Below are 25,059 nucleotides of genomic sequence, written 5' to 3' on the forward strand. Positions count from 1 at the left end.
CGCTCATGCCGCCACCTTCCGCTGCGCTCCAGGCGTCGGCCTGAGCCGAACCTGCCATGCTGATGAGCGGCCCGAGCCGCTCCGCTGCCCGCTCATTCAGGCCCCCTAGACGAACGCGTTCACGCCGGTGAGGGCGCGACCGATGATGAGTTTCTGGATCTGGCTCGTCCCCTCGTACACGGTAGTGACCCGTGCGTCGCGCAGGTACTTGCCGACGGGGTATTCGTCGATGTACCCGTAACCGCCGAAGACCTGCAGCGCCGCGTTCGCCGAGCGGACGGCGGCCTCGGAGGCGTACAGCTTCGCGGTGGACGACTCGGTGGCGAAGGGCAGCCCCCGGTCGATCAGGTCGGCGACCCGCCAGGTCAGCAGCCGCGCCGCGTCGGCCTCGACGGAGATGTCGGCGATGAGCTGCTGCACCAGTTGGAACGAGGCGATCGGCCGCCCGAACTGCGAACGCTGCTTCGCGTAGGCGACGGCGGCGTCGAGGCAGCCCTGGATGATGCCGACGCAGCCGGCCGCCAGGGACATCCGGCCTTTCGCCAGGGCCGACATCGCGATCTTGAAGCCCTGGCCCAGCTCGCCGAGCAGCGCGTCCTCGCCGACCGTGACGCCCTCGAAGGTCAGCGCCGCGGTCGCCTGCCCGCGCAGGCCCAGCTTGCCGTGGATCTCGTCGATCCGCAGGCCCGGCGTGTCCGTCGGCACCAGGAAGGCGGACACCCCTTTCGGGCCCGGTCCGCCGGTACGGGCGAAGACCAGCGCGACCTGCGCCCAGGTGCCGTTGGTGATGAACATCTTCGCGCCGTCCAGCCGCCAGCCCCCGTCGACCCGGGTCGCCCGGGTGGACAGCGCGCCCGCGTCGGAGCCCGTGTCGGGCTCGGTCAGCGCGAAGCAGCCCAGGGCGTCGCCGGCGCACAGTCGCGGCAACCAGGCGGCCTTCTGTGCGGGCGTGCCGTAGCCGTTGATGCTCTTGGCGACCAGGCCGAGGGACACCGACACGATGCCGCGCACCGACGAGTCGCCCTTGCCGAGCTCCTCCAGGACCAGGCAGTACGTGGTGTGGTCGCCGCCGCTGCCGCCGTGCTCCTCGGGGATCGTGATGCCGAAGATCCCCAGGTCGGCGAGCTTCTTGACGATCGCGAGGTCGACGTGCTCGGCGCGGTCCCAGGCGGCGGCGTGCGGGGTGATCTCGCGGCTGACGAAGTCGGCGGTGACCTGGCGGATCGCGCGCTGATCGTCGTTGAGCGTGAAGTCCATGCAAGCTCCAAGAAACCCGGTCCGTTAACTAACGCCGTTAGTTTCTAAGATCGTAGCCATGGTCCGCCCCAGAACGCCACTCCTCAGCCGTGACCGCATCGTCGAGGTCGCCACCGCGATCGTCGACGCCGACGGGCTCGACGCGCTGTCCACCCGGCGGCTGGCCCGCGAGCTGGGCGTCCAGGCGCCGTCGCTGTACAACCACTTCGCCACGAAGGAGCAGATCGTCGACGCGATCGGCGACGCCATCGTCGCCGGCGTCGACCTGTCCATGCTCGGCCGCGACCCGTGGCCGGAGGCGCTGAAGGCGTGGGCGCGGGCCTACCGGGCGGCGTTCCGCGCGCACCCCAACGTGGTGCCGTTCCTGGCGCGCGGCCCGGCCCGCCGGCCCGCGTCGCTGCGCCTGGCGGACGCGGTCTACGGCGCGCTCGTGGACGCCGGGTGGTCGCCGGGGCACGCGACCCGGATCGGCGCGACCATGCGGTTCTTCGTCGCCGGTTCGGCGCTGGGCTCGTTCGCGCTCGGCTTCGTCGACGACCCGGACCTGTACGCGCGGGACTACCCGCACCTGCGCGACGCCCACCGCCTGGCGGAGCGGCACACCCACGTCGACGACAGCGCGTTCGAGCTGGGCCTGGAGGCGCTGGTGGACGGCCTGGAGCGCAAGTTCGAACGGCTCCAGGAGCGAGGTTAGGACAGCGGCAAGGCCGCGCCTCCTGCGGCATGACGACCCGTGGCGCGACCCGCAGTGGCGCGATAAACAGTGGCGCGGCAGGCGATGGCGCGACAGGCGGTGGCTCGACAGGCGGTGGCTCGACAGGCGGTGGCGGCGCCGTGCGAGCGCGGCTAGGCCGCGACCTCCTGCGGCATGACCAGCAGCAGCTGGCCGCCGGGGCGGGTGCTCATGCGGACCGGCAGGCTCATCATCCGGCCGGCGCGGATCAGGACCGTGGCGGTCTCCAGGTCGGGGACCCGCAGGCCGGGGGAGCCGGACCGGGACGGCCCCGACACCATCAGCACGCCCCGCCACGCCGACTCGGCGAGCTGGCGGGCGTGGCGGATCTGGCGGGCCGACCGGGGCAGCTCGGGCGTGCCGCACAGGTCCGCGTACCCCTGCTGCCAGGCGCGGTCGAGGAAGCCGGCGGTGCCGGAGGCGGCGGCGCAGAACACGCGGAAGATCTCGTAGCGGTGGCGGGTGCCGGCGGTGTAGCGGTGCACGCTCGCCGAGTGGCCGGCCGCACCCAGCAGCTCGACCAGCCGGTCCGCGGCGACGGAGCGGTTGAACTCGGCGAGCACCCCCGCTGGCACGTGTGTGAACGCGGAACGGACCCGGGCACCCCCCAGCGCCCGGGCTCGTCCTCCTCCGCCACACACCCCTGCACATCGCACCAGCACGGCCGCCTCGAACGCGGCGACGGTCGAGGCCCGATAGCGCTCGCCGGTTGACACGATGTCCACCCGTTCACCGTGGCGGTTCGGACCGTACCGACGGAATCGCGCACGTCGTTCCTTGAGCGAAACTTGACGCTGCGAAACCGGGCGAAAAGGTCAGACCGCCATGAGGACCTGCGTGCAGCGGCTGGCCGCCAGGGTGGTGCCGCCGGCGTCGTACAGCTCCGCGGCGCAGAACACGACCTTCCTGGTCCGGCGCAGGACGGTGCCCACGGCGCGCAGCGTCCCGGGCCGGGTCGGCCGGAAGAACTCGACCCGCAGGTCCGCGGTCAGGAACAGCTCGTCGCGGTCCAGCGTCGTGAAGCAGGCGCCGCCCATCGCCGAGTCCAGGATCGCGGTCACCAGGCCGCCCTGGATCACCGGGCCGCCGGGGGTGGTGAAGCCGTAGTCGGTGGTCGCGTCCCACTCCACCGTCGAGCCGCCGGGCTCCCAGCCGGTGCGCCGGAAGCCCAGCGTCCGCCACAGGTTGGGGCCCGCGCTTCCGTTGACGCCCCGGCTGGAGCCCCAGTCGCCGACGTCGGCGAACCGCTCGCCGGCGGTGATCGGACGGTCCGTCATGATGCGTTCCTTTCGAGGACTTGACAGTACCCAGGTATCGGCATAGTCAGTGTAGAAACATTGCGACTGGAGGTCGTCGATGCCCAACCTCGCCCGCCTCGCGGAGGCGTCCCTCGACCGGCACGGCGACTACCCGGCACTCTGCTTCGAGGGCGCCTGGCACACGTCGGGGGAGGGGCACGAGCGCGCGACCCGCATCGCCGGGGGGCTGCGCGCGGCCGGGGTGCGCCCCGGCGACCGGGTCGCGGTCGTCATGGCCAACTGTCCCGAGGTTTCGCAGGTGTACGAGGCGGTGTGGCGCGCCGGTGCGGTGGTCACGCCGGTGGTCTTCCTCGTCACCGCCGACGAGCTCCGCCACGTCCTGCGCGACTCGGGCGCCGTCGCCGTCGTCACCTCGCCGGAGCTGGTGCCGAAGTTCGGCGACCTGTGCCGCGAGCTCGGCGTGCCCGCCGTCGTCGTCGGCACCCCGTCCTTCGACGCGCTGCTGGCGGCCGACCCGATCCCGGTCGTGGACCGGGACCCCGGTGAGCTCGCGGCACTGCTGTACACCGGCGGCACCACCGGACGGAGCAAGGGTGTCGCGCTCAGTCACGCCAACCTGGCACACGCGGGGCGGGTCTCCCGGGAGGCGGCCCACACGCCCGGTCTCAACACCGGCATCACCGCGCTGCCGCTGTCGCACTCCTACGGCCTGATGGTCACCGTCGGCGCGCTGCAGGCCGCGGAGCCGCCGGTCGCCGTGCTGCAACGGTGGTTCGAGCCGGCCGGCTGGCTGCGGCTCGCCGCGGAGCAGCGGGTGCAGACCGCCGCCGTCGTCCCGTCGATGATCGTCATGCTGCTCGGCCAGCCCCTGGCGGAGCACGACCTGAGCGCGCTGCGGTTCGTGTTCTCCGGCGCCGCCCCGCTGCCGCCCGCCGCGGCCGAGGCGTTCGAGCGGCTGGTGCCGTCCGCGCGGGTCCTCGAAGGGTACGGCTGCACCGAGACCGGCGGGATCGTCAGCGGCAGCCCCCTGGACGCGCCCCGCCGCGGCACGGTCGGCAAGCCCCTCGAAGGCATCGAGGTCCGGCTCGGCGACGACGGCGAGATCCTCGTCCGCGGCCCGAACGTGATGCGTGGCTACTGGGGCGCGCGGGACAGCGGCGTGGCGGGCGGGTGGTTCGCGACCGGCGACATCGGCGCGATCGACGGCGACGGGTACCTCAGCGTCATCGACCGCAAGAAGGACCTCATCATCCGGGGCGGGTTCAACGTGTACCCGCGTGACGTCGAGGACGCGCTGACCGCCCACCCCGCCGTCGCGATGGCCGCCGTGGTCGGCCGGCCCGACGAGCGGCTCGGCGAGGAGGTGGTCGCGTTCGTGTCGCTGACGGCCCCCGGCGCGGCGACCGCCGACGAGCTCGACGCCTACGCCCGCGAGCACCTCGCCCCGACGAAACGGCCGCGGGAGATCCGCGTCCTGGACCAGATCCCGCTGACCAGCGTCGGCAAACTCAACCGGAAGGCGCTGCGGACCCTCATCTGAGCACACGCGCTGTTGCCCTTGCGAATACCATGGCGCACGATGCGAGTGATGCTGGTCGAAGATGACGCCCGGGTGGCGGCCGCGCTGGCCACCGCCCTGCGCAGGCGCGGGCACGACGTCGCGCACTGCCCGACCGCGCAGACGGCCCTCGACACGTTCGCGGGCGAGCCGTTCGACCTGGTGCTGCTCGACCTCAACCTGCCCGACGGCGACGGCATCGAGGTGTGTCGCACCCTGCGCCGCAAGGACGAATCGGTCGCGATCATCGCCGTCACCGCCCGCGGCGAGGAGCGCGACCGGGTCATCGGGCTGCAGACCGGCGCCGACGACTACGTCGTGAAGCCCTACTCGATGGCGGAGCTCAACGCGCGCATCGAGGCCGTGCTGCGCCGCGCGACGCGGGCGCAGCAGAGCGCCGTCGAGGTCCTCGCGGCCGGCCCGGTCCGGGTCGACGTCGCCGCCCGCCAGGTCTCCGTCGCCGGCCGGGACGTCGCGCTCACCCGCAAGGAGTTCGAGATCCTCGCCGTGCTCGTCCGCACGCCGGGCGTCGTCGTCACGTACGACCGGCTGATCCTCGCCGTGTGGCAGACCAGCTTCGTCGGCCGGCACACCCTGGACGTGCACGTCGGCTCGCTGCGGGCGAAGCTCGACGTGCCGGGCCTGGTGCAGACCGTCCGCGGCGTCGGCTACCGCCTCGTGCCGGGACTCTGACCGTGCGGGTCCGCCTCGTCGCCACGTACGTGCTGCTGCTCCTGCTGGTGCTCATCGCGCTCGAGGTGCCGTTCGCGCTCAGCATCGCGAGCCGCGACACCCAGCAGGTCGTCGCCGACCGGCTCGCCGACGCCAGCCGCTTCGCCACGATCGCCGAGCCGGCGCTGCGGGCCCCCCGCGAGACCGACGAGCTCGCCGCCGAGCTGGCCCGCTACGACGCGGTCTACGGCATCGCCGCGATCGTGCTCAACCAGGACGCGGTCAACATCGTGTCGTCCCGCCCCGGTGCCAACCTGGTCGACCTCGCCGACAAGGCGGTGCTGCGGCAGGCCCACCGCGCCCTCGAAGGCCGCGAGGCCAGCGACGACGGCACGATCTGGCCGTGGCGGACCGCACCCTTCGTGGTCGCGGTCCCGGTCGGCCGCGGCGGCGAGGTCATCGGGGCCGTCGTCACCGTCTCGCCCGTCGGCGGGCGCGTCACCGGCGTCCGCACCACCTGGAGCATCCTGGCCGGCGGCGGGCTCGTCGTGCTGTTCGTCGGCATCGTCGCGGCCTGGTCCCTGGCCCGCTGGACGCTGCGCCCGGTCGCCGAGCTCGACGCCGCCGCCCACGAGCTCGCCGCCGGTGACTACGCCGCCCGCGTGCCCGCCGCCGACGGCCCGCCGGAGCTGCGCCGCCTCGGCACCGCGTTCAACGAGATGGCCGCGACCGTCGCCGACTCCCTGGAGCGGCAGCGGGCGTTCGTCTCCCACGCCAGCCACCAGCTGCGCAACCCGCTGACCGCGGTGCGGCTGCGGGTCGAGGACCTCGGCGCCGACCTCACCGACCCGCAGGCCGTCGAGGGCCACCGGCTCGCCGTCGAGGAGGTCGAACGCCTCGGCGAGGTGCTCGACAGCCTCCTCGCGCTCGCCCGCGCCGAGCGGGGCCGGTTCGAGCTCGCCGACATCGACGCCGGCGAGGTCGCGTGGGCGCGGGTCGTCGCGTGGCAGCCGGTCGCCGCGAAGAAGCAGATCACGCTGCGCTACGTCCGGCCGCCGCACGCCCTGAAGGCCCGCGCGCTGACGACCGCGCTGGACCAGGCCCTGGATGCCCTGATCGACAACGCCGTCAAGTTCTCGGCCGAGGGCAGCACCGTCACGGTCCGCCCCACCGCCGACAAGGGCGGCGTCGCCGTGCACGTGATCGACACCGGGCCGGGCCTCACCGAGCAGCAGCGCGAGCTGGCCACCGAACGGTTCTGGCGGGCGCCCGGCACGCAGAACGTCGACGGCAGCGGCCTCGGCCTGCCGATCGTCGCGGTCCTCGTCGAGGCGTCGTCGGGCCGCCTGGACCTGCTCGCCAACGAGCCGAGCGGCCTGCACGCGCGCCTGTGGTTCCCGAGCCCCTGACCCGAGCCCTGACCCGAGCCCCTGACCCGGCGGCGGTGCCGGCCGGGCGGCGGCAACCGCCGGGCGGTGCGGAAGAACTGGCGGATCGGCGGACCGGCGCGGACCGCCGACGCATCGAGCGCTGTGACATCGTTGCTCCGTGAACCCTGAGACACGCATCGTGGTCGGCGACAGCACGGCGGACACCGAGGAGCTGTGGCGGTGGCTGCGGGAGGAGCCCGAGCTGCGCGGCCGGCTGCGGCTCGCCCAGGAGCCGCCGCCCGAGGGCACCATGGGCGGCACGACCGCGCTGGTGGTGCAGGCCGCCGCGACCGTCGCCGGGGCGGGCGCGCTGTGGGTGGCGCTCGCGAAGTCCGTCGGCGTGTGGCTGACCCAGCGGCGCGCCGACATCGCGGTCACGGTGAAGACCCCCGACGGCCGGGAGATCACCCTCGACGCGAAGCGGGTCGCCGACCCGCAGGCGTTCCTCCGCGAGGTCCTGAACCAGCCCGGAGCCCAGCCCGGAGCCCAGCCCGCAGTCCAGCCCGGAGCCCAGGCCGGCGGCCAGCCCGCAGTCCAGCCCGCAGTCCAGGCCGGCGGCCAGCCCGCAGTCGAGCCCGCAGTCGAGCCCGCAGTCGAGGCCGCCGGCCCGCCGGCCGGTCAGGGCTGACGGGGGTGCGGCTCCCCGACCCGGCGCGGTCCCGGGCGGTGCTGATCGGCACCGGCACGTACGCCTCCGCGGCGCTGCCCGACCTGCCCGCCGTCGCCAACAACCTCGACGCGATGCGCCGCGTCCTCACCGACCCCGACCTCGGCGGGCTGCCGCCGGAGCACTGCGTGGTCATCCAGGACCCCGCCGACGACACGTCCGTCCTCGACCAGCTGTGGAACAGCGCCGTCGAGGCCGAGGACACCCTCATCGTCTACGTCGCCGGGCACGGCCTGCCGGGCCCACGGACCGGGGAGCTGTACCTGGCCATCGGCACCACCGACGTCGACCGGCTGCCGTTCCGCACGCTGCGCTACGACGACCTGCGCACCGTCGTCATGGACCGGGGCCGGTTCCCGGCCGCGAACCGGGTCGTCGTGCTGGACTGCTGCTTCTCCGGCCGGGCGATCCCGGCGATGTCGGGGGAGAGCATCGTCGGCCTGACCGGCATCGAGGGCGTCTACATCCTCACCGCCACCGCGGCGAACCATCTCGCGCTCGCCCCGCCCGACGCGGAGCACACCGCGTTCACCGGGGAGCTCGTGTCGCTGCTGCGCTCCGGCGTGCCGGACGGCCCGGAGCTGCTGACCCTCGGCCTCATCTACGAGCGGGTCCTGCACACGATGGTGTCGCGCGGGCTGCCCCGCCCGGAGCAGATCAACCGGGACACCGCGGCCCGGCTCGCGCTGAGCCGCAACGCCGCGTTCGCGGCCGTCCTGCCGGCACCGCGGCCGGCGCCCACCGCCGCCGTCCCGGCGTCGCCGCCCGACATCCGGGTCGTCGGCATCGGCGGCGGCGGGGTCAACGCGGTGAACCGGATGATCGAGGAGCGGATCGACGGCGTCCGGTACATCAGCGTCAACACCGACGCGCAGGCGCTGCTGATGTCCGACAGCGACGTGAAGGTCGACATCGGCGAGGCGGTCCGCGGCCTCGGCTCGCGCGGCAACCCGGAGACCGGCCGGTTCGCGGCCGAGGCGCACGAGGCCGACCTCAAGGCCGTCCTCACCGGGGCGGACCTGGTCTTCGTGGCCTGTGGGGAGGGCGGCGGCACCGGCTCCGGCGGCGCGCCCGTGGTCGCCCGCGTCGCCCGCTCCCTCGGCGCGCTGACGGTCGGCGTGGTGACCCGGCCGTTCGCGTTCGAGGGCCGCAAGCGGCAGGCCGTCGCCGACGAGGGCATCACCGAGCTCCGGAAGCACTGCGACACGCTGATCGTCATCGCCAACGACCGCCTGCTGGGCCTCGGCGACCGGAGCGTCAGCATGATGGACGTGTTCCGGGAGGCCGACCGGGTCCTCGACACCGCGGTCCGCGGCATCGCCGGCCTGCTCACCACGCCCGGCATCATCCGCATCGGCTTCGACACGGTCCGGGCCGCCCTGACCGGCGGCGGCACGGCCCTGATCGGGGTCGGCCAGGCCGGCGGCGCCCAGCGGGTCATGTCCGCGGCCCGGGCGGCGGCCGGCGGGCTGGAGCACCTCCTCGACGACCGCGTCGACGGCGCCCGCACCGTGCTGGTGTCGGTGTCCGGCGACGCCGGCGTCACCTACGACGAGGTCGCCACCGCGATGGAGGAGATCGCCGGCCGCGCCCACCCGGACGCGGAGATCGTGTTCGGCGCCGCGCTCGACGGCGCCCTCGGCCCGCAGGTGCAGGTGGTGGTGGTCGCCGTTCAGGCCTTCTGAGCGCGGTAGTAGCGGACGGCGCCGGGGTGCAGCGGCAGCGGCGGGGTGCTGATCGCGGAGCGGATGTTGAGCCGGGCCGCCGCCTGGTGCGCCTTGGCGAGCTCGTCGCGGCCCTCGAAGAGCAGCCGCGTCACGCCGTAGGCGAGGGGCTCGGGCATCGACCCCCGCACGACCAGATAGTTGGCGATGCCGATCGCGACCGTCGGGTTGATGCCGTGGTACGCCGAGGCGGGCACGACCCGCTCCGCGTAGTAGTTGCCGAACGCCTTGCGCAGCGGCTGGACGAACGTGTCGAGGGCGAGGAGCCGGATCGGGAACTTCTCCGCCAGCTGCTGGATCAGGCCGACGGCCAGCCCGCCGGAGAAGAAGAACGCGTCGATCTGGCGGGCCTGCAGCGCCTTGACCGAGTCGTCGAGGTTGAGCGGGCGCTGGATGAGGCTCGCCTTGAGGCCGGCCCCGGCGACGTCGAGGATGTGGTCCGCGGTGCCGGCGGTGCCGGAGCCGGCGGCGCCGACCGACACCTGCCTGCCGCGCAGGTCCGCGACGGTCTCGATCGGGCTGTCCCGGGCGACGACGAGGTGCACGTAGTCGTCGTAGATGCGGGCGAGCGCGGCGAGCTGCCCCGGCGCGGCCCGGTCGCCCTCGCCGGCGGTGTCGGCCTGGGTGAAGCCGAGCTCGGCCTGGCCGGCGAGGATCGCGCCGACGTTCTCCTTCGACGCGTTCGTGGTGAGGACGCTGGCGTGGACGTCCGGCAGGTACCGCTTCGCGAGGTCCGCGATCGCCTTGCCGTACTGGTAGTAGACGGCGCCCGTGCTGCCGGTCGCGATCCGCAGGTTTCCGGTCGCCCCGGCGCCGTCCGACTCGCACGCCGAGAGCAGCACGGCACCGGCACCGCCGAGCAGGAGCGCCCGGCGGTTCACGCGAGTCTGCCCGCTCATGCCGGGGCGTCGTGCAGGCACGCCGCCAGGATCTCCAGGGTCTCCTCCGGGGTGCGGTGCCGGACCGTCGTCATCCCCAGCGCCCGCGCCGGCTTGAGGTTGCCGGGCAGGTCGTCGACGTAGACGCACTCCTGCGGCGGCACCCCGATCGCCGCCGCGCCCAGCACGTAGATCTGCGGGTCCGGCTTGCGCACCCCGACGTCGCCGGAGATCACGATCCCGTCGAACAGCTCGTCCAGCAGGATCCGGTCGTACCGCTGAGAACCCCACGAGTTGGAGATCAGGCCCGTGCGGATGCCGCGGCCGCGGGCGGCCCGGACGAAGTCGAGCATCGCCACGTCGGCGGTGGTGGCGCCGAGGAGCCGCTCGATGAGGCCCTCCGGCGCAACGCCGAGCAGCGCCGCGAACCCGGCCTCGAACTCGGCGTCGGGCAGCGTGCCGTCCTCCAGGCCGCCGAGCAGCGACCGGGCGGCCGGGTCGTCGCGGAAGAGGTCGCGGACCGTGCCGGGCGGCAGGCCCTCCCGCGCGCAGAACGCGTCGAAGGAGGCGAACACGTCGGTGGTGAGGACCCCGCCGTAGTCGACCAGCAGCCCGCGCAGCGTCATCCGGATCCTGTCCCTTCGGCCGTCTCCTTTGCGAGCGACTGTACGACCTCGCGGTGGTCCTTGAGCGCCCGCTGCCGGGTCGCCGACGTGCCGCGCCCGCGGAGGTCCTCGAGGAGGTCGACGGCGATCTCCCACTCGCCGCGGGCCTCGAGGGCCGGGCGGACGTGCTCCATCAGCGCGTCGACGCGGGCGATCGCCGGCAGCGCGGACCGGGTCGACGGGTCGACGAGGTGGCCGCTGAGCCCGGACCGGGCGGCCCGCCACGTCGCGGCCCGCAGCAGCACCTGCGGCGCCTCCGGCAGGGGCCGGCCGGCGGCGTCGTCCTCGGCGGCGACCGTGACGAGACCGCGGGCGAGCGAGGCGAGCAGCACCGCGTCGTCGACGTTCGGGCACGAGTCGGCGACCCGCACCTCGACCGTCGGGTACCGCGCGGACGGGCGGGCGTCGAAGTAGACCATGCCCGCGTCGCTGATCACGCCGCTCTCCACGAGCGTGTCGACGACCCGCTGGTACTCCGCGGCGGAGCCCAGGTCCGGCGGCGGGCCGACGGTCGGCCAGCGCGACGTGACGACCGTGCGGTAGGACGCGTAGCCGGTGTCGTTGCCGGCGAAGTACGGCGAGCTGACGCTGAGCGCGAGCAGCGCCGGCAGCCACTCCCGGATCCGCCGGGTGATCCGCACCGCGAGGTCCTTGTCGGGCACGCCGACCTGCACCTGGCACGCGGCGACCTGCTGCTCGTCGACGAGCTGCCGGTACTCCTGGGCCATCCGCTCGTAACGCTCGTCCGGGTAGACCCGGCTCGGGGCCGCGCCCGAGCCGGGGACCGTGCCGGCGGCGACGATCGCCAGGCCGTGCCGCCCGGCGGACCCCACCAGGGAGCGGCGCTTCTCGATCAGGTCGGCGCGCAGCGCGGTGAGGTCGGTGTGCACGCCGGTGGCCGTCTCGACCATCGACCGGTGCAGCTCCGGCTCGGCGTCGGCGCCGCGCAGGACCCGCCGGGCGGACGGCGACAGCTCGCCGGTCTCCGCGTCGACGACGTGGAACTCCTCCTCGACACCGATGGTGTCGCCGGTCGCTACCATCTGCTGTGGACCGACTGACGGATGAGGTCGTCGTACACCTCGCGGACCGCCTCATGGGTGGCGGCGGGCAGCGGGTCGGCGCTCGCTACGGCCGCGTTGGCGCGGGCCTGCTCGCCGTTGCGGGCGCCCGGGATGACCACCGACACGGCGGGGTGGTCGACGATCCAGCGCAGCGCGAACTGCGCCATCGTCAGCCCTTCGGGCCTGAGCGGCGCGAGCCGGCGCACGGCGGCGAGGCCGGTGTCGTAGTCGACGCCGGAGAACGTCTCGCCCTGGTCGAACGCCTCGCCGTGCCGGTTGTAGGTGCGGTGGTCGTCGGCGCCGAACGTGGTGTGCTCGTCGTAGCGCCCGGACAGCAGGCCGCTGGCGAGCGGGACCCGGGCGATGATGCCGACGCCCATCTTCTCCGCCGCGGGCAGCACGTCGTCCAGGGGCTTGAGCCGCAGCATGTTGAAGATGATCTGCACGGTGGCGACGCCGGGCCGGGCGATCGCGGTCAGCGCCTCGGCGACCGTCTCGACGCTCACTCCGTAGGCCTTCATACGGCCTTCCTGCACCATCAGGTCCAGGCCGTCGAACACCTCGTCGGTGGAGTACACCTCCGACGGCGGGCAGTGCAGCTGGACCAGGTCGATGGTGTCGACGCCGAGGTTCTCCCGGGACCGGTCGTTCCACGCGCGGAAGTTGTCGAGGTTGTACCGGTCGGCCTCCTGCGGCACCCGGCGGCCCATCTTCGTGGCGACCGTGATGCCGGGCTGGTCCTTGATGAAGGCCCCGACCAGGCGCTCGCTGCGGCCGTCGCCGTACACGTCGGCGGTGTCGATGAACGTCACACCAGCCTCGTGCGCGGCGGCGAGGGTCGCGAGCGCCTGGTCCTCGTCGACCTCGCCCCAGTCGGCGCCGAGCTGCCATGCGCCGAGCCCTACCACGCCGACCGGGGCACCGGTCCGTCCTAAGATCCGTTCCTGCATGCCGCCCAGAGTATGGCGTTACGCGAAGACCGGCACGTTCTCCCGCACGAGCCGCCAGTTCGGGGCGAAGAAGTCGGCCGGATCGATCGAGCCCTTCGCCTGCGCCCAGTCGATCAGCAGCTGCCGGATCTCCTGCTGCGCGTTGTACACCTGCGACTTCACGATGCCGGGGAAGTTGCCGCCGCCGGAGCGCCGGTAGTTGTTCACCGCGACCACGAACTGCTCGGTGTCGCCGACGGGCGTGGTGGTGCCCGGGTGCACGAGCCGCGTGATGCGCTGCCCGACCGGCTTGCTGATGTCGATGTCGTACTCGACGCCGGAGATCACGTCGTAGTTGTAGTCCGGCACGGACGGGTCGTTGATCGTCGCCGGGTCGACGGGCGCGCCGACCGGCAGCGTCACGAAGTACTTCGCCGAGTACTCCAGGTAGGCGCGCACCTCGGCGCCGGTCAGGACGACGGCCTCCAGGGTGTTGTCGTAGATGTACAGCCCCGCCACGTCCTTGATCTTGACGTCGCCGGCGGGGAACACCGCGGTCCGCGAGAACGGGGCGGCGATCGACAGCACCGGCAGCGCCGTGCCGAGCGCGGCGGTGACCGTGTCGGTCTGGACCTTGTTGATGTAGTCCAGGATCGCGGTGTCCTTGTAGCGGGACTCGGCCGCCGACAGCGTCTCGGTGGAGGTCGCGACGACCTGGTTGACGTAGGCGACGGTCTTGTTGTGCTGCGCCCGCACGGCGGCGACGACCTTCGGGTCGGCCTCGACCGTGTTGGTGTTCAGCGACGTCGACGCCTTCGACGTGATCACCCAGCGGCCGCGGTCGCGGCTGAGCTGGAAGTCCATCCGGGTCAGCCGCTGGCCCCACCGCGACGGCTCCGACAGCAGCACCTGCGCGCCGGTCGCCGTGTTGGTCACGAAGCGCTGCGGGATGTCGCTGTGCGCGTGGCCGAAGAGGATCGCGTCGATGCCGGGGACCTGCTCGGCGATGAGCGCCGACGGGTTCTCGTTCGGCAGCTCCGGGCCGTAGCTGGACTTGCCGCTGTCGCCGCCGTGCGCGGAGATGAGCACGATGTCGGCGCCGCGGCGGCGCATCTCGGGCACGTACTTCGCGGCGGTGGCGACGCAGTCGTCGAAGCGGAGCGTGCCCTCGACGTTGGCGCGGTCCCAGATGGCGACACCGGGGTTGGTGAGGCCGAGGATGCCGACCCGGAGGTTCGGCGCGCCGTGGCCCAGGTCGACCTTCTTGATGACGTACGGCACGAACGCGGGCCGGCCGGTCTTCACGTTGACCGCGTTCGCGGCCAGGGCCGGGAAGCCCAGCTGGCGGATCCACAGGGCGAGCAGCGGCAGCCCGTAGTTGAACTCGTGGTTGCCCAGGGTGACGGCGTCGTAGTCGATGACGTTCATCGCCCGCGCCATCGGGTGCTTCTCGCCGGTCGTGGTGATCGGCTCCTGCTTGGCGTAGTACGTCGCCAGGGGCGTGCCCTGGATCGTGTCGCCGGCGTCGAGGACGAGGGTGGCCTTGCCCCGCCGCTCGGCCCGGATCTGGTTGACGAGCGTGGCGACCTTCGCCAGGCCGATGTCGTTGTGGGCGCTGTCGTCGTACTCGGCGTCCTTGTAGTAGTCCCAGTTGTAGACGTTGCCGTGGGTGTCCGAGGTGCCGAGCAGCGTGAGGTCCCAGGTTGTGGGTTTCGCCGCGGGTGCCGCGCCCGCCTCGCCGCCGGCGACGAAGGGTGCCGCCGCCGTTGCCGCCGCGGCGGCCAGGACGGTCCGCCGGGAGGTGCCTGAAGGGTTGCTCATGTCCGGCACCTTATGCGTGTATCAATGCGATGAGCGAATCGAAAGCTTGACGTATTTCGATGTCTCTCGGGACCATGGCAGACGGCCAGGCGGCTGACGGCTGACCCCTCGCGCCGGGCCGTGACCCCCTCGACCCCCGGGAGCTGTCCACGTGAAGAAGGTCCGCACCGTCGCGCTGGCGGTGGCTCTGGCGGCCGCCGCGCTGCCGGCGCCCGCCTCGGCGGCGCCGGCGAAGATCCTGCTCGCCGCCGCGCCCAACATCTCCGTCGCCAACGTCAAGGCGCACCTGAGCCAGCTGCAGAGCATCGCGACCGCCAACGGCGGCAACCGGGCCCACGGCCGGCCCGGCTACCTGGCCTCGGTCAACTACGTGAAGGGGCAGCTCGACGCCGCCGGGTACACCACGGTCGTGCAGTCGTTCACGTACAACGGCGCCACCGGCTACAACCTGATCGCGGACTGGCCGGGCGGCGACCCCGACGACGTGCTGATGGTCGGCGCGCACCTGGACAGCGTCACCGCCGGACCCGGCATCAACGACAACGGCTCCGGCTCCTCGGCCAACCTGGAGGTCGCGCTCGAGGTGTCCCGGCAGGCGCTGAGCACCACCAAGCACCTGCGCTTCGGCTGGTGGGGCGCGGAGGAGCTCGGGCTGCGCGGCTCGACCGCCTACGTCAACAGCCTGTCCGCGGCCGAGAAGGCGAAGATCAAGGCGTACCTGAACTTCGACATGGTCGGCTCGCCGAACGCCGGCTACTTCCTCTACGACGGCGACAACTCCGACGGCGTCGGCTCCGGCCCCGGCCCGGCCGGGTCGGCCGCCCTCGAGCAGACGCTGAAGGACTACTTCACGTCGATCGGCGTGCCGACGGAGGGCACCGACTTCGACGGCCGCTCCGACTACGGCCCGTTCATCGCCAACGGCATCCCCGCCGGCGGCATCTTCACCGGGGCGGATGGCACCAAGACCGCGGCCCAGGCCACGAAGTGGGGCGGCACGTCCGGCACCGCGTTCGACGTCTGCTACCACCGCGCCTGCGACACCACGAGCAACATCAACGACACGGCCCTGGACCGCAACAGCGACGCCATCGCGTACGCGGTGTGGACCATCGCGACCAGCACCCCGGTCCCGCCGGGCACCACCGTCTACAGCGACACGTTCGAGACGGCCACCGGCTGGACCGCCAACCCGTCCGGCACCGACACGGCCACGGCCGGCGCGTTCGAGCGGGGCGACCCGGCCGCCACCAGCTCCGGCGTCGCGCTGCAGCTCGGCACCACCGTCAGCGGCAGCTTCGACCTGGTCACGGGCGCGGCGGCGGGCAGCAGCGCCGGGACCTACGACGTGGACGGTGGAGTGACCAGCATCCGCTCGCCCGCGATCACGCTGCCGTCGAGCGGCACGTTGACGCTGTCCTTCTCCTGGTACCTCGCCCACCTCAACAACGCGACCAGCGCCGACTATCTGTGGGTGCGGATCGTGGGCAGCACCACCACGACGGTGTTCACGCAGGCGGGCGCGGCCTCGAACCGGGCCGGCGCGTGGGCCACCGCCTCGGTGAGCCTGAACGCCTACGCCGGGCAGTCGATCCGGATCCTGATCGAGGCGAACGACTCCGGCACGGCCAGCCTGGTCGAGGCCGGCGTCGACGACGTCAAGATCACTCAGTCGTGACCGTGCGGGGCCGGTCCTCGTGGCCGGCCCCCATCAGGGCCGCGATGCCGCTCATGTACGACTCGCGGTCGACCTCGCCGATGAGCACCCGCTGCAGGATGTACCCCTGGATGAGGCCGAACAGCGCCGAGCCGATCGCGACCGGGTCGGCGCCGGCGGGCAGCTGACCGCTCTCCTGGGCGCGCCGGGCCAGGGCGACCGCGTTGCCCCGGATCCGGCCGTAGATCTCGGTGATCAGCCCGGCGAACTCGGGGTCGTGCACCGCCTCGCCCCACACCTGCACGGCGATGCGGACCGTGCCGTCGTCGGTGAGGTTGATGTCGATCTGGCGCAGCAGGTCGTCGATCACCGCCAGCACGGGCGGCGGCGGGTCCTCCCGCAGCAGGAGGTCGGCGGTCGCCTGCACCACACCGATCTTCTCGCCGGCGATCGCCTTGATCAGCGCGGCCTTGCTGTCGAAGTACCGGTAGAACGCACCGACGGACAGCTCCGCCTCCTTGATGACATCCTGCATGGACGTCTGGTGGAACCCGTTGCGCAGGAAGCAGCGCGTCGCCGCGTCGATGATCTGTTCCCGGCGGGCGGCGAGGTGGGCTTCGGAGACGCGCGGCATCCTCCGATTATAGAGCGAACGCTCGCTTTCCAAATTAGGGGCGTGCGTTTTCCCCGCTCAGGTGCCATGATCCACCGCTGCCCCACGTCGGTGATGCTCACGCTGGGCGGACGCGGGTTGCGCCTCGGACGCGGGTCTCGCCTCGGACGCGGGTGGCGCCTCGGGCGCGGGTGGCGCCTCAGACGCGGGTGGCGCTGAAGATCATGGCGGTCATGACGACGCCGCCGGCGCCGGCGTTGGCCAGCATCAGCCTGGGGGAGAGGCGGGTCACCGGGTTCGTCTTGTCGACCGCGGTCGCCTTGCGGTTGCCGGTCGAGAAGGCGGTCAGCTCGATCCCGCCGTCCGCGGTCGGCTTGCAGGTGACCTGCAGCGGCGTCGAGGCGGTCGGCGGCGGGCCGGCGTTCTTCGGCTTCGCCGACGCGGCGAGCCTCGCCGGCTGCCCGCCGGTCAGCTTGAAGATCTCGATGATGCCCTCGGGGCCGACCTCGAAGGTGTAGCCGTTGCCCAGGTCGGCGCCGTCGAGGCAGGCCGCGCCGATCTTGGCGCCACCGGCCGCCTTGCCGATCGCGGCGAACTCCAGGTCCATCGTGAAGCCGGCGCCCTGCACCGCGAGCCGCTGCTCCGGGCCGGGCGCGACGCAGCGGATGTTGGGCTGCTCCGCGGTGACCCGCAGCGCGTCCGGCACCTCGACCTTGCAGCCGCCCGCGGCGCCCCACGGCACCTTCTGCTGCAGCGCGGCGACCGTCTTCGTGCCCTTGAGCGTCCACGGCCCGACCGACGTGACGGAGCACGCGATGACGGGCCGCTGCGTCCAGCCCGCCGGGAGCATCGGCTTGTCCAGGGGCAGGAACGACTGGCCGTACGGGACGCCGAGGTACGCGCCGTAGGACTGCTCGCAGACCGCCTTCGCGGCCGCGTCGACGGCCTCGCGGCCCGGGTCCTCCAGGAACGGCAGGTGCCCGACGTACGTGACCTCGCCGATGTGCGCGGCGTTGCACGGCGTCACGTAGCGCAGCTGCGACGACCCGCCGATCCAGTCGAAGCACTCGCCGGCCTTGAGCTCGAACTGGTCGCCGACGAACAGCTCGGCGGCCGCCTTCGACGGGTCCGCCAGGGCCCGCGCGATCCGGTCGCCGTCGTCGTTGCCGGTGACCTGCAGCCCCTTGTCGAGCAGCGCCACCAGCGACGGCGCCAGGCCGTCCACGGGCACGGCGGTGTCGTGGACCGCCTGCCGGTGCGACGGGGACAGGCCCGCGACGACGACCACCTTGCCCTGCTCGGTGCGCAGGTAGTACTCGAAGCCGAGCCAGTGCCCGGCGCCCGCGCCGACCAGCGGCACCAGGACCGCGACGGCGAGCACCGAGTAGCCGGCGACGGTGCCCCACGCGCGGCCGACGGACGCGGCGATGACCGCCGCGGCGCCGACGAGGACCCCGCCGAGCAGGCCGATCGCGCCGCCGGTGGACAGGACCAGGCGCAGCGGCTCGGCGAGCAGCCAGCCGGCGAGCCCGCCGGCGCGGGAGGTGCCGCCGTCCAGGAGGCTCGGGTTGCCGCGGACCAGGTGCAGCAGCCCGAGCGTGGCCAGGGCGATGCCGGTGGTGCGGGTGAGGACCCGTTCGCGCAGGTAGTGCCCGGTGGCGACGGCCAGGTCGCGCAGCTCGGCGCCGGTCCACAGCCGCCGGTCGACGATCGGCACCAGGGGCAGCTGCCACGGCCAGGTGGCCCGGGGCAGGCGCGGCAGCGGCCAGAGCAGCAGCAGCGGCAGGACCGGCAGCACGTACGCCGCGTAGCCGAACCCGAACGTGAGGATCGCCGCGGCGACGCCGTGGACCGGCACCTGCGGCACCCACAGCAGCGCGGCGAGCACGACGACGACCGCCGCGATGACCCCGATCCGCGGCCACGACGGCCGCTTCGGCCTCGGTCGCGTGGGCTTCTCCAGCGGCGTTTCCGGATTTTGTACGGGGGCGGGGCCGCGACGTCCCCGGCGGTGCGACCCGGCCTCGGCGGTGGCCGCGCCCTGCCAGTCGGTGAGGGCGGCGCGGACCTGGTCGGTGGCGGCGACGCCCAGCAGCAGGCCCGCGATCAGGGTCAGCACGGCCTGCCAGGCGGGCGGCGCGGGGGCGATGCCGATCAGCGTGGACAGGCCGAGGACGGCCGCGGTTGCCAGGGTCAGCAGCGCGACCGCGGGTAACGCCGCGCGGACGCGCGCACCGACCTCGGACATGGCTCTGGAGCATGGCACCCGCCGTACCCCATCGCAACTGGCCTAAGTCTGGCTTAAAACTCTGGGTCACATCTCGGTGCGGCTGGCGGCGCAGGCGTCGATGACCGGCTTGAACGCGTCACGCTCCGCATCGGTGATCCTCAGCTCTGTGTACAGCGGCGGCCCGCCGTCGAGGCTGAGCCAGGCGGGGAACACGTACGGCTTCTTGATCTCGGCGAGGGCGTGCGGGGTGCAGCGCTCGCCGTCGACCACGATCGGGACCGTGACCTCGGTCTGCCCGGGCTGCAGCACGGCGTACGGCTTCGGCGTCTGCTCCCGCGCCGGCAGCGGCAGCACCTCCAGGAGGATGCTGCCGACGAACTCCTGCAGCGTGACCGTGCCGGTGTACCCCGCCCGCTTCAGCACCACGGTGCCGTTGAGCCAGCCGCTCGGCAGGTGCGTCCACGGGCCGAACGTGAGCGAGACCTGCCGGTCCAGGTACGCCTGCTGGCAGTCGATCGCGAGCAGCTTGTCGAGCATCGGGTCCGGGTCGGGCAGCGGCAGCCGCAGGTCGTGGAGCTTGCCGTCCTCGGTACGGACGGCGAAACCGACATGCGAGGCGGCGCTGCGCGGCTTGAGCTCGTCGCCCTGGCAGATCCCCGTGCCGTAGGAGACGGGCACGTCGACGCGCAGGCCGCCGACGGGCAGCGGGGCGTCGACCGCGACCGGCCCGACCCCCTTGAACGAGGGTGCCTGCAGCTCGACCCGCTCGACGGTGACCTTCGCGGGACCTTCGTTGTGCATCGAGATCTGCACCGTGTGCCGGACCTCGTCGACCCGGCCCTGGGTCAGCTCGATCCGCATCTTGACCGGGCTCTCCTTCTTGCCGGTGCCGCCGTTGCCGCAGCCGGCCAGAAGGGCGAGCACCACCACCAGCGCCACCCGTTTCATAACCGCCTATGTTGGCACGATCCAGTGCAGCAGCGCACGGGCCGCTTCGAGCACGAGGTCGCGGTCGTACGTGAGGGCGTAGGTGAACCGCCGGTCGTCGTCGGGCCCGTCGTCGGCGAGGTCCCGCGCGACGAGGGCGCCGGCGAAGTGCGGTCCGACGACCACCACGTTCCACTCGCCGCGCAGCGGGTCGTCGCCGGCGATCGCGGCGCCACGGACGCCCGGCACCGGCGCGCTCGGGATCTCGGTGCCGAGGGCGCCGACCAGGGCGGCGGTCCGCGCGACGGTCGCGTACCGGCGGGCCGTGGACGGGGTCAGGAACCGGGCCTCCTGGAAGCAGCCGAGCAGGATCGGCGGCTCCGCCGCGTCGAGCGCCTTCTCCTCCAGGTACCGGCTCAGCGGCATGAGCATCCGCTTCGTCGCCTCGGCGGTCGGGCGGCGGCCGGCGACGATCTCGTATGGCGTCCTCGTCCCCGTCCCGGCGGGCGGCGCGACGAACGGCACCGGCAGGGTCGCGCTGCGCTCGGCGACGTCGGCCGGCAGCGGCCCCGGCCGGCCGAACAGCCAGCCCTGGCCGAGCGTCGCGCCCATGCCCAGGGCGGCGGCGACGTGCTCGCGGGTCTCGACCCCCTCGGCGAGGACCGCGGCGCCGGTGCGTTCGGCGTAGGCGACGACCGCGTTGACGACGCGGGCGGCGTAGGCCCCCTCGGGCTGCTGGGTGAGGTGCCGGTCGACCTTGACGACGTCCGGGTGCACGAACGGCATGACCGCCAGCGACGCGGGCTCGGCGCCGACGTCGTCCAGCGCCACGCCCCAGCCGGAGCCGCGGCACGCCTCGGCGGCGGTGAGCAGGGCCGCCGGGTCGTCGGCGATCGCCCGCTCGGTCATCTCGACGACCACCCGCAGCCGCAGCTGGGCGTCGAGGATCGCCGGGGCGAGGTCCGGCGGGCACGGCACGCCGAGCGCGGCGGGCTCGGCGTTGACGAACAGGGTGAGGCCGAGCGGCAGGCCGGCGTCGATCGCGGCACGGTACGCGGCGGCGCGGCAGACCCAGTCCAGCTCGGCGAGGCGCCCGGCCCTGCCGGCGGCGTCGAACAGCTCCATCGGCGCCTCCCACGGCGTGCCGGCCGGGCCGCGGGTCAGCGCCTCGTAGCCGACGACCTCGGGCCGGTGGCGGCGCCACGAGTCGAGCCGCACGATCGGCTGGAACACGGTGGTGACGGCACGGGCATCGATGACGTCGTCGATGCTCTTGATCAGGGTGGTGCCGTCCATGTCTTTCGGTTCGGTCCGGAAGCTCCAGAACTGAGACAAATCGCCGGTTTGGCTCGCGATGGGGCCGCTCCGGTAGGTTGGTTGTGATGCGACGTGTACTGGTGGTGGCGCTGCTGCTCGGTGCCTTGGCGGGATGCACCTCGGCCGCTCCCGGGCAACCGGGGGCGTCATCCGCGTCGGATGCCGTGGTCAAGACCGCCGGGTGCGGCGCGTCGCCGTCCGGGGACCCGGTGGCGGTCGTCTCGGCGATCGACGCGAAGGGCGAGGCCGACTTCGCGGCCATGTTCGCCGGCGCCCGGGTCGGGGACGACGGCGTCGAGGTGTACCGCAAGCCGTCCGCCGACCTGGACAAGTGGATCACAAGCACGTTCGCGGCGTCGTGCGTGCTCGTGCACGACGCGAAATTCTCCGCCGCCGAGCTGGCGAAGCGCTACCAGCAGGTCAACGACGACAACACCTACTGGGCCGAGCAGGGCGTGCACGTCAACAGCGTCTCGTCCGACTTCGTGCGCGGGGTGGTCGTCGTCGGCACGCAGGAGGTCGACAAGGGCAAGCCGCTGTTCGCCGCGCGCTACGCCGACGGGCCGCCCGTGGAGCTCGTGGACGAGGCACCCGCCTAGATGGGTGGGTGGCGGGAGATCATCGACGGGATCGGCGAGCGCACCGAGTTCGGCAACGCCAGGCTGGTGCGCGACCCGCGCCGCAAGGGCGGCTGGACGCTGCTCTTCGAAGAGGTGCAGCAGTCGTACGTCGACGTCGCGGACCCGACGTACCTCAGCTTCGAGTACACCCGCCGGATCGCGGCGATCGTCGACACGATGGCACCGCAGGCGCGCCCCCTCACCGTGCTGCACCTGGGCGGCGGCGCCTTCACGATGCCGCGCTACGTGACCGCCACGCGCCCCGGCTCCACGCAGGTGATCGTCGAGCGGGACCGGCGGCTCGCCGACTTCGTGCAGCGGGTCGTGCCGCTCGCCGACGCCACCGGCGTCACGTTCGTCTTCGGGGACGCCCGGGAGGTCGTGTCCGACATTCCGGATTCGTCCTACGATCTCGTCATCGGCGATGTGTACGACGCCGCGCAGATGCCGGAAAGCGTGTCGGACGTCACGTTCGCGGCGGAGGTGGCCCGGGTCCTGCGCCCCGAGGGGGTCTACGCGGTCAACGTCGCGGACCTCGCGCCCCTGACCTTCTCCCGGGGGCAGGCGGCCACCCTGCGCACCGCCTTCGCCGACGTCTGCCTGCTCGTGCGTCCGGAACTCCTGCGGGGCCGGCGCTTCGGCAACGTTGTTTTTGCGGCGTCCCGCGGCGCGGACCGGCTTCCTGTCACGCGGCTGGCCGCGATCCTCGGGCGGGACCGGCAGCCCGCGCAGGTCGTCAGCGGCGCCGGACTGGACCTGCTGACCGCCGACGCGGACCCGGTCGTGCTGCCGCCCGCGTGAGATCTTGCGTGCCCCGGGTGGGATTCGAACCCACACTGTCGGAGGTTTGAGCTCCGTTCCTCTGCCGATTGGGATACCGGGACGGGTACGCCGCACCAGGGTACCCACTAGTCTGATCGCGGCGGTAATCGCCGTCAGTCGTGTCGGATCGGATCGGGAGTTGCGCGTGGCCGAGGCACAGAGCCGTCGGGTGCTCATCGCGGAAGACGAGGCGCTCATCCGTCTCGACCTCCGGGAGATGCTCGTCGAGGAGGGCTACGACGTGGTCGGCGAGGCCGGCGACGGCGAGACGGCCGTCCGCCTCGCCGAGGAGCTCAAGCCCGACCTGGTCATCATGGACATCAAGATGCCGATCATGGACGGGCTGGCCGCCGCGGAGAAGATCGCCGGCGCGCGCCTCGCGCCGGTCGTCATCCTCACCGCGTTCAGCCAGCGGGACCTGGTCGAGCGCGCCCGCGCCGCCGGCGCGATGGCCTACCTGGTGAAGCCGTTCCAGAAGAGCGACCTGGTGCCGGCGGTGGAGATCGCCGTGTCGCGGTTCGCCGAGCTGACGGTGCTCGAGCAGGAGGTCGCCACGCTGACCGACCGGCTCGAGACCCGCAAGGTCGTCGAGCGCGCCAAGGGTCAGCTCATGGCGACCTACTCGATGAACGAGCCGCAGGCGTTCAAATGGATTCAGCGCACCGCGATGGATCACCGAATGACCATGCGGGAAGTGGCGGATCGGATCATCGCGGAAACCGCCACCGGTAACAGCCCGGTAACCCCTGAGTCCTGACCTTTTACCTGCGCAGGGCGTGTCTGCGCACGTAGCGCTCAGGGTCGAATAACGGCTTGATAACGGACCGCAATCGGCTTCTGGGGCGGGCTATGATCCGCCAGTCCCGAGGGTCGGGACGATTGCTGCCATCTGTTATTCGAGGAGCACCATTGCGTAGAGCCGTGATCATGCTCACGGCCTTCCTGGCCTGCGTGATGCTCTCCTTCGGTCTGGGCGCCACAAGCGCGTGGGCCGAAGGGGAAGCACTGCAGGGGACGTTGACCAACAACGGCGCTCCGGTCGCCGGTGTCAAGATCAAGGCGTCTACCCAGGACGGCGCGCCCGCCGGTGAGGCCACATCCGACGAGCAGGGCAAGTGGAGTATTTCCGTAACCGGTCCGGGCACCTACAAGGTGGAACTCGATGTAGCGTCGCTGCCCTCCGGGGTCGGGCTCACCAACAACCGGCCCATGCTGCCCTCGGTCACCGTGGCGGACGGGCAGCTGCGTAACGTGCTGTTCCCGCTCGGCGCGGCCGGGACGGCCGTCGGCGGTGGCAACAACCAGCCCGGCACCAAGGACTCGGCCCCGTCGTCGTTCGACCGCGTCGCCGACCTGCTGTACTCCGGCCTGCACTTCGCGCTGATCATCGCCCTGGCGGCGCTCGGCATCTCGCTGATCTTCGGCACCACCGGTCTGACCAACTTCGCCCACGGCGAGATGGTCACGCTGGGTGGTCTCATCACGTTCCTGTTCAACGTGACGATCGGGATGCCGCTGGTGCTGTCCGGCATCATCTCGGTGGCCATCGGCGCCGCCCTCGGCTACTTCCAGGACCGCGCGTTCTGGGGCTGGCTGCGCAAGCGCCGCACCAACCTGGTCACCATGATGATCATCTCGATCGGCCTGTCGCTGCTGATCAGGTACGTCTTCCTGTACTTCTTCGGCGGTGAGTCGCGCAACTTCGCCGACTACAACGCCCAGCCGGGTGTGCAGTACGGACCCTTCCTGATCGCGCCGAAGAACCTGATCGCCGACGGCATCGCCCTCGTCGTCCTCGCCGCGGTGTCCTTCGCGCTGGTCGGCACCCGGCTCGGCAAGGCCACCCGCGCCGTCGCCGACAACCCGGCCCTGGCCGCCGCGTCCGGCATCAACGTCGACCGGATCATCCGCCTCGTGTGGACGATCGGCGGCGCCCTCGCCGCGCTCAGCGGCGTGATCCTCGGCGCCTTCCAGGGCGTGGGCTTCCAGATGGGCTTCCAGATCCTCCTGCTCATCTTCGCCGCGGTCACCCTCGGTGGCTTCGGCACGGCCTGGGGCGCGCTGCTCGGCAGCCTCGTCATCGGGTTGTTCATCCAGCTCTCCACGCTGTGGATCCCGACCGAGCTGAAGTCTGTGGGCGCCCTCGGGGTGCTGATCGTGATCCTGCTCTTCCGGCCGCAGGGCATCCTCGGCCGCCGGGCCCGGATCGGCTGAGG

23 protein-coding genes and 1 tRNA gene are annotated in these 25,059 nt (G+C 72.6%); 11 read left to right on the forward strand and 13 right to left on the reverse strand.

Annotation, left to right across the window (positions count from 1 at the left end; translation table 11 throughout):
* Nucleotides 1-105: 105 nt before the first annotated feature.
* Nucleotides 106-1,257 carry an acyl-CoA dehydrogenase family protein gene (locus tag AB0J72_RS15360; protein ID WP_363399035.1) on the reverse strand — a complete coding sequence of 384 codons (1,152 nt, stop codon included), beginning with the start codon at nt 1,255-1,257 and terminating at the stop codon, nt 106-108.
* A 58-nt stretch (nt 1,258-1,315) separates the two neighbouring features.
* Here AB0J72_RS15360 and AB0J72_RS15365 point away from each other — a divergent pair, with 58 nt between their 5' ends.
* Nucleotides 1,316-1,951: a TetR/AcrR family transcriptional regulator gene (locus tag AB0J72_RS15365; RefSeq protein WP_363399037.1), complete on the forward strand. Its 636-nt coding sequence runs from the start codon at nt 1,316-1,318 to the stop codon at nt 1,949-1,951.
* A gap of 152 nt (nt 1,952-2,103) precedes the next feature.
* On the opposite strand, the gene AB0J72_RS15370 is transcribed toward AB0J72_RS15365, so the two are convergent.
* Both AB0J72_RS15370 and AB0J72_RS15375 read right to left on the reverse strand, forming a co-directional pair.
* A complete protein-coding gene (locus AB0J72_RS15370; RefSeq protein WP_363399039.1) occupies nt 2,104-2,565 on the reverse strand; it encodes a hypothetical protein in 462 nt (153 codons plus the stop codon).
* 240 nt (nt 2,566-2,805) lie between these two features.
* A complete protein-coding gene (locus AB0J72_RS15375) occupies nt 2,806-3,267 on the reverse strand; it encodes a PaaI family thioesterase (RefSeq protein WP_363399041.1) in 462 nt (153 codons plus the stop codon).
* A 79-nt stretch (nt 3,268-3,346) separates the two neighbouring features.
* On the opposite strand from AB0J72_RS15375, the gene AB0J72_RS15380 reads away from it, so the two are divergent.
* The 5 genes from AB0J72_RS15380 (at nt 3,347) to ftsZ (ending at nt 9,261) form a co-directional block, all read left to right on the forward strand.
* Nucleotides 3,347-4,789, forward strand: a complete 1,443-nt coding sequence (locus tag AB0J72_RS15380) for an AMP-binding protein (protein ID WP_363399043.1) — start codon at nt 3,347-3,349, stop codon at nt 4,787-4,789.
* A 39-nt stretch (nt 4,790-4,828) separates the two neighbouring features.
* Nucleotides 4,829-5,500 (forward strand): response regulator transcription factor, encoded by a 672-nt coding sequence (locus AB0J72_RS15385; protein ID WP_363399045.1) that lies wholly within the window; start codon nt 4,829-4,831, stop codon nt 5,498-5,500.
* Nucleotides 5,501-5,502: 2 nt separating this feature from the next.
* Nucleotides 5,503-6,888, forward strand: coding sequence for a HAMP domain-containing sensor histidine kinase (locus AB0J72_RS15390; protein WP_363399047.1), 1,386 nt, complete (start codon nt 5,503-5,505; stop codon nt 6,886-6,888).
* A gap of 139 nt (nt 6,889-7,027) precedes the next feature.
* Nucleotides 7,028-7,537, forward strand: coding sequence for a hypothetical protein (locus AB0J72_RS15395; RefSeq protein WP_363399049.1), 510 nt, complete (start codon nt 7,028-7,030; stop codon nt 7,535-7,537).
* A gap of 5 nt (nt 7,538-7,542) precedes the next feature.
* On the forward strand, nt 7,543-9,261 hold the full coding sequence (ftsZ, locus tag AB0J72_RS15400; protein ID WP_363399051.1) for a cell division protein FtsZ: 1,719 nt from the start codon (nt 7,543-7,545) through the stop codon (nt 9,259-9,261).
* Here ftsZ and AB0J72_RS15405 read toward each other — a convergent pair.
* Genes AB0J72_RS15405 through AB0J72_RS15425 form a run of 5 tightly spaced genes read right to left on the reverse strand, consistent with a single transcriptional unit; the run spans nt 9,249 to nt 14,657 of the window.
* Nucleotides 9,249-10,199, reverse strand: coding sequence for a TAXI family TRAP transporter solute-binding subunit (locus tag AB0J72_RS15405; protein ID WP_363399053.1), 951 nt, complete (start codon nt 10,197-10,199; stop codon nt 9,249-9,251). The genes ftsZ and AB0J72_RS15405 overlap by 13 nt on opposite strands.
* Nucleotides 10,196-10,804, reverse strand: coding sequence for an HAD family phosphatase (locus AB0J72_RS15410; protein ID WP_363399055.1), 609 nt, complete (start codon nt 10,802-10,804; stop codon nt 10,196-10,198). The genes AB0J72_RS15405 and AB0J72_RS15410 overlap by 4 nt, the downstream gene beginning before the upstream one ends.
* Nucleotides 10,801-11,886 (reverse strand): glutamate--cysteine ligase, encoded by a 1,086-nt coding sequence (locus AB0J72_RS15415; RefSeq protein WP_363399057.1) that lies wholly within the window; start codon nt 11,884-11,886, stop codon nt 10,801-10,803. The genes AB0J72_RS15410 and AB0J72_RS15415 overlap by 4 nt, the downstream gene beginning before the upstream one ends.
* Nucleotides 11,880-12,857 carry an aldo/keto reductase gene (locus AB0J72_RS15420; RefSeq protein ID WP_363399059.1) on the reverse strand — a complete coding sequence of 326 codons (978 nt, stop codon included), beginning with the start codon at nt 12,855-12,857 and terminating at the stop codon, nt 11,880-11,882. The genes AB0J72_RS15415 and AB0J72_RS15420 overlap by 7 nt, the downstream gene beginning before the upstream one ends.
* Nucleotides 12,858-12,875: 18 nt before the next feature.
* Entirely contained in the window at nt 12,876-14,657 is a 1,782-nt protein-coding gene (locus AB0J72_RS15425; RefSeq protein WP_363399061.1) for a 5'-nucleotidase C-terminal domain-containing protein, read from the reverse strand.
* Between the two features lie 202 nt (nt 14,658-14,859).
* Here AB0J72_RS15425 and AB0J72_RS15430 point away from each other — a divergent pair, with 202 nt between their 5' ends.
* The gene (locus AB0J72_RS15430; RefSeq protein WP_363399344.1) at nt 14,860-16,335 is read left to right on the forward strand and encodes a M28 family peptidase; all 1,476 of its coding nucleotides are present in this window, start codon (nt 14,860-14,862) and stop codon (nt 16,333-16,335) included.
* Here AB0J72_RS15430 and AB0J72_RS15435 read toward each other — a convergent pair.
* From AB0J72_RS15435 to AB0J72_RS15450, 4 genes are all read right to left on the reverse strand, one after another.
* Nucleotides 16,322-16,948, reverse strand: coding sequence for a TetR/AcrR family transcriptional regulator (locus AB0J72_RS15435; protein WP_363399063.1), 627 nt, complete (start codon nt 16,946-16,948; stop codon nt 16,322-16,324). The two genes, AB0J72_RS15430 and AB0J72_RS15435, sit on opposite strands and share 14 nt — an antisense overlap.
* Before the next feature lie 178 nt (nt 16,949-17,126).
* A complete protein-coding gene (locus AB0J72_RS15440) occupies nt 17,127-19,175 on the reverse strand; it encodes a hypothetical protein (RefSeq protein WP_363399065.1) in 2,049 nt (682 codons plus the stop codon).
* A 66-nt stretch (nt 19,176-19,241) separates the two neighbouring features.
* Complete coding sequence (locus tag AB0J72_RS15445; RefSeq protein ID WP_363399067.1) at nt 19,242-20,105, reverse strand: hypothetical protein; 864 nt, start codon at nt 20,103-20,105, stop codon at nt 19,242-19,244.
* 6 nt (nt 20,106-20,111) lie between these two features.
* Entirely contained in the window at nt 20,112-21,380 is a 1,269-nt protein-coding gene (locus AB0J72_RS15450; RefSeq protein ID WP_363399069.1) for an EAL domain-containing protein, read from the reverse strand.
* Between the two features lie 86 nt (nt 21,381-21,466).
* Here AB0J72_RS15450 and AB0J72_RS15455 point away from each other — a divergent pair, with 86 nt between their 5' ends.
* The gene (locus AB0J72_RS15455; RefSeq protein ID WP_363399071.1) at nt 21,467-22,000 is read left to right on the forward strand and encodes a hypothetical protein; all 534 of its coding nucleotides are present in this window, start codon (nt 21,467-21,469) and stop codon (nt 21,998-22,000) included.
* On the forward strand, nt 22,001-22,822 hold the full coding sequence (locus tag AB0J72_RS15460) for a fused MFS/spermidine synthase (RefSeq protein ID WP_363399073.1): 822 nt from the start codon (nt 22,001-22,003) through the stop codon (nt 22,820-22,822).
* A gap of 9 nt (nt 22,823-22,831) precedes the next feature.
* On the opposite strand, the gene AB0J72_RS15465 is transcribed toward AB0J72_RS15460, so the two are convergent.
* Nucleotides 22,832-22,905: transfer RNA gene (locus AB0J72_RS15465), tRNA-Leu, on the reverse strand.
* An 83-nt stretch (nt 22,906-22,988) separates the two neighbouring features.
* Here AB0J72_RS15465 and AB0J72_RS15470 point away from each other — a divergent pair.
* Entirely contained in the window at nt 22,989-23,600 is a 612-nt protein-coding gene (locus AB0J72_RS15470; protein WP_363399075.1) for a response regulator, read from the forward strand.
* A 152-nt stretch (nt 23,601-23,752) separates the two neighbouring features.
* Nucleotides 23,753-25,057: a branched-chain amino acid ABC transporter permease gene (locus AB0J72_RS15475; protein ID WP_363399077.1), complete on the forward strand. Its 1,305-nt coding sequence runs from the start codon at nt 23,753-23,755 to the stop codon at nt 25,055-25,057.
* Nucleotides 25,058-25,059: the final 2 nt, after the last annotated feature.

It is taken from the genome of Dactylosporangium sp. NPDC049742 (assembly GCF_040674675.1).
Taxonomy (GTDB): domain Bacteria; phylum Actinomycetota; class Actinomycetes; order Mycobacteriales; family Micromonosporaceae; genus Dactylosporangium; species Dactylosporangium maewongense.

Coding starts and splice junctions, on each gene's coding strand:
- AB0J72_RS15360 (WP_363399035.1), bottom strand. CDS start 1,257: ATGGACTTCACGCTCAACGACGATCAGCGCGCGATCCGCCAGGTCACC.
- AB0J72_RS15365 (WP_363399037.1), top strand. CDS start 1,316: ATGGTCCGCCCCAGAACGCCACTCCTCAGCCGTGACCGCATCGTCGAG.
- AB0J72_RS15375 (WP_363399041.1), bottom strand. CDS start 3,267: ATGACGGACCGTCCGATCACCGCCGGCGAGCGGTTCGCCGACGTCGGC.
- AB0J72_RS15380 (WP_363399043.1), top strand. CDS start 3,347: ATGCCCAACCTCGCCCGCCTCGCGGAGGCGTCCCTCGACCGGCACGGC.
- AB0J72_RS15385 (WP_363399045.1), top strand. CDS start 4,829: ATGCGAGTGATGCTGGTCGAAGATGACGCCCGGGTGGCGGCCGCGCTG.
- AB0J72_RS15405 (WP_363399053.1), bottom strand. CDS start 10,199: ATGAGCGGGCAGACTCGCGTGAACCGCCGGGCGCTCCTGCTCGGCGGT.
- AB0J72_RS15410 (WP_363399055.1), bottom strand. CDS start 10,804: ATGACGCTGCGCGGGCTGCTGGTCGACTACGGCGGGGTCCTCACCACC.
- AB0J72_RS15415 (WP_363399057.1), bottom strand. CDS start 11,886: ATGGTAGCGACCGGCGACACCATCGGTGTCGAGGAGGAGTTCCACGTC.
- AB0J72_RS15420 (WP_363399059.1), bottom strand. CDS start 12,857: ATGCAGGAACGGATCTTAGGACGGACCGGTGCCCCGGTCGGCGTGGTA.
- AB0J72_RS15425 (WP_363399061.1), bottom strand. CDS start 14,657: ATGAGCAACCCTTCAGGCACCTCCCGGCGGACCGTCCTGGCCGCCGCG.
- AB0J72_RS15435 (WP_363399063.1), bottom strand. CDS start 16,948: ATGCCGCGCGTCTCCGAAGCCCACCTCGCCGCCCGCCGGGAACAGATC.
- AB0J72_RS15440 (WP_363399065.1), bottom strand. CDS start 19,175: ATGTCCGAGGTCGGTGCGCGCGTCCGCGCGGCGTTACCCGCGGTCGCG.
- AB0J72_RS15445 (WP_363399067.1), bottom strand. CDS start 20,105: ATGAAACGGGTGGCGCTGGTGGTGGTGCTCGCCCTTCTGGCCGGCTGC.
- AB0J72_RS15450 (WP_363399069.1), bottom strand. CDS start 21,380: ATGGACGGCACCACCCTGATCAAGAGCATCGACGACGTCATCGATGCC.
- AB0J72_RS15455 (WP_363399071.1), top strand. CDS start 21,467: ATGCGACGTGTACTGGTGGTGGCGCTGCTGCTCGGTGCCTTGGCGGGA.
- AB0J72_RS15460 (WP_363399073.1), top strand. CDS start 22,001: ATGGGTGGGTGGCGGGAGATCATCGACGGGATCGGCGAGCGCACCGAG.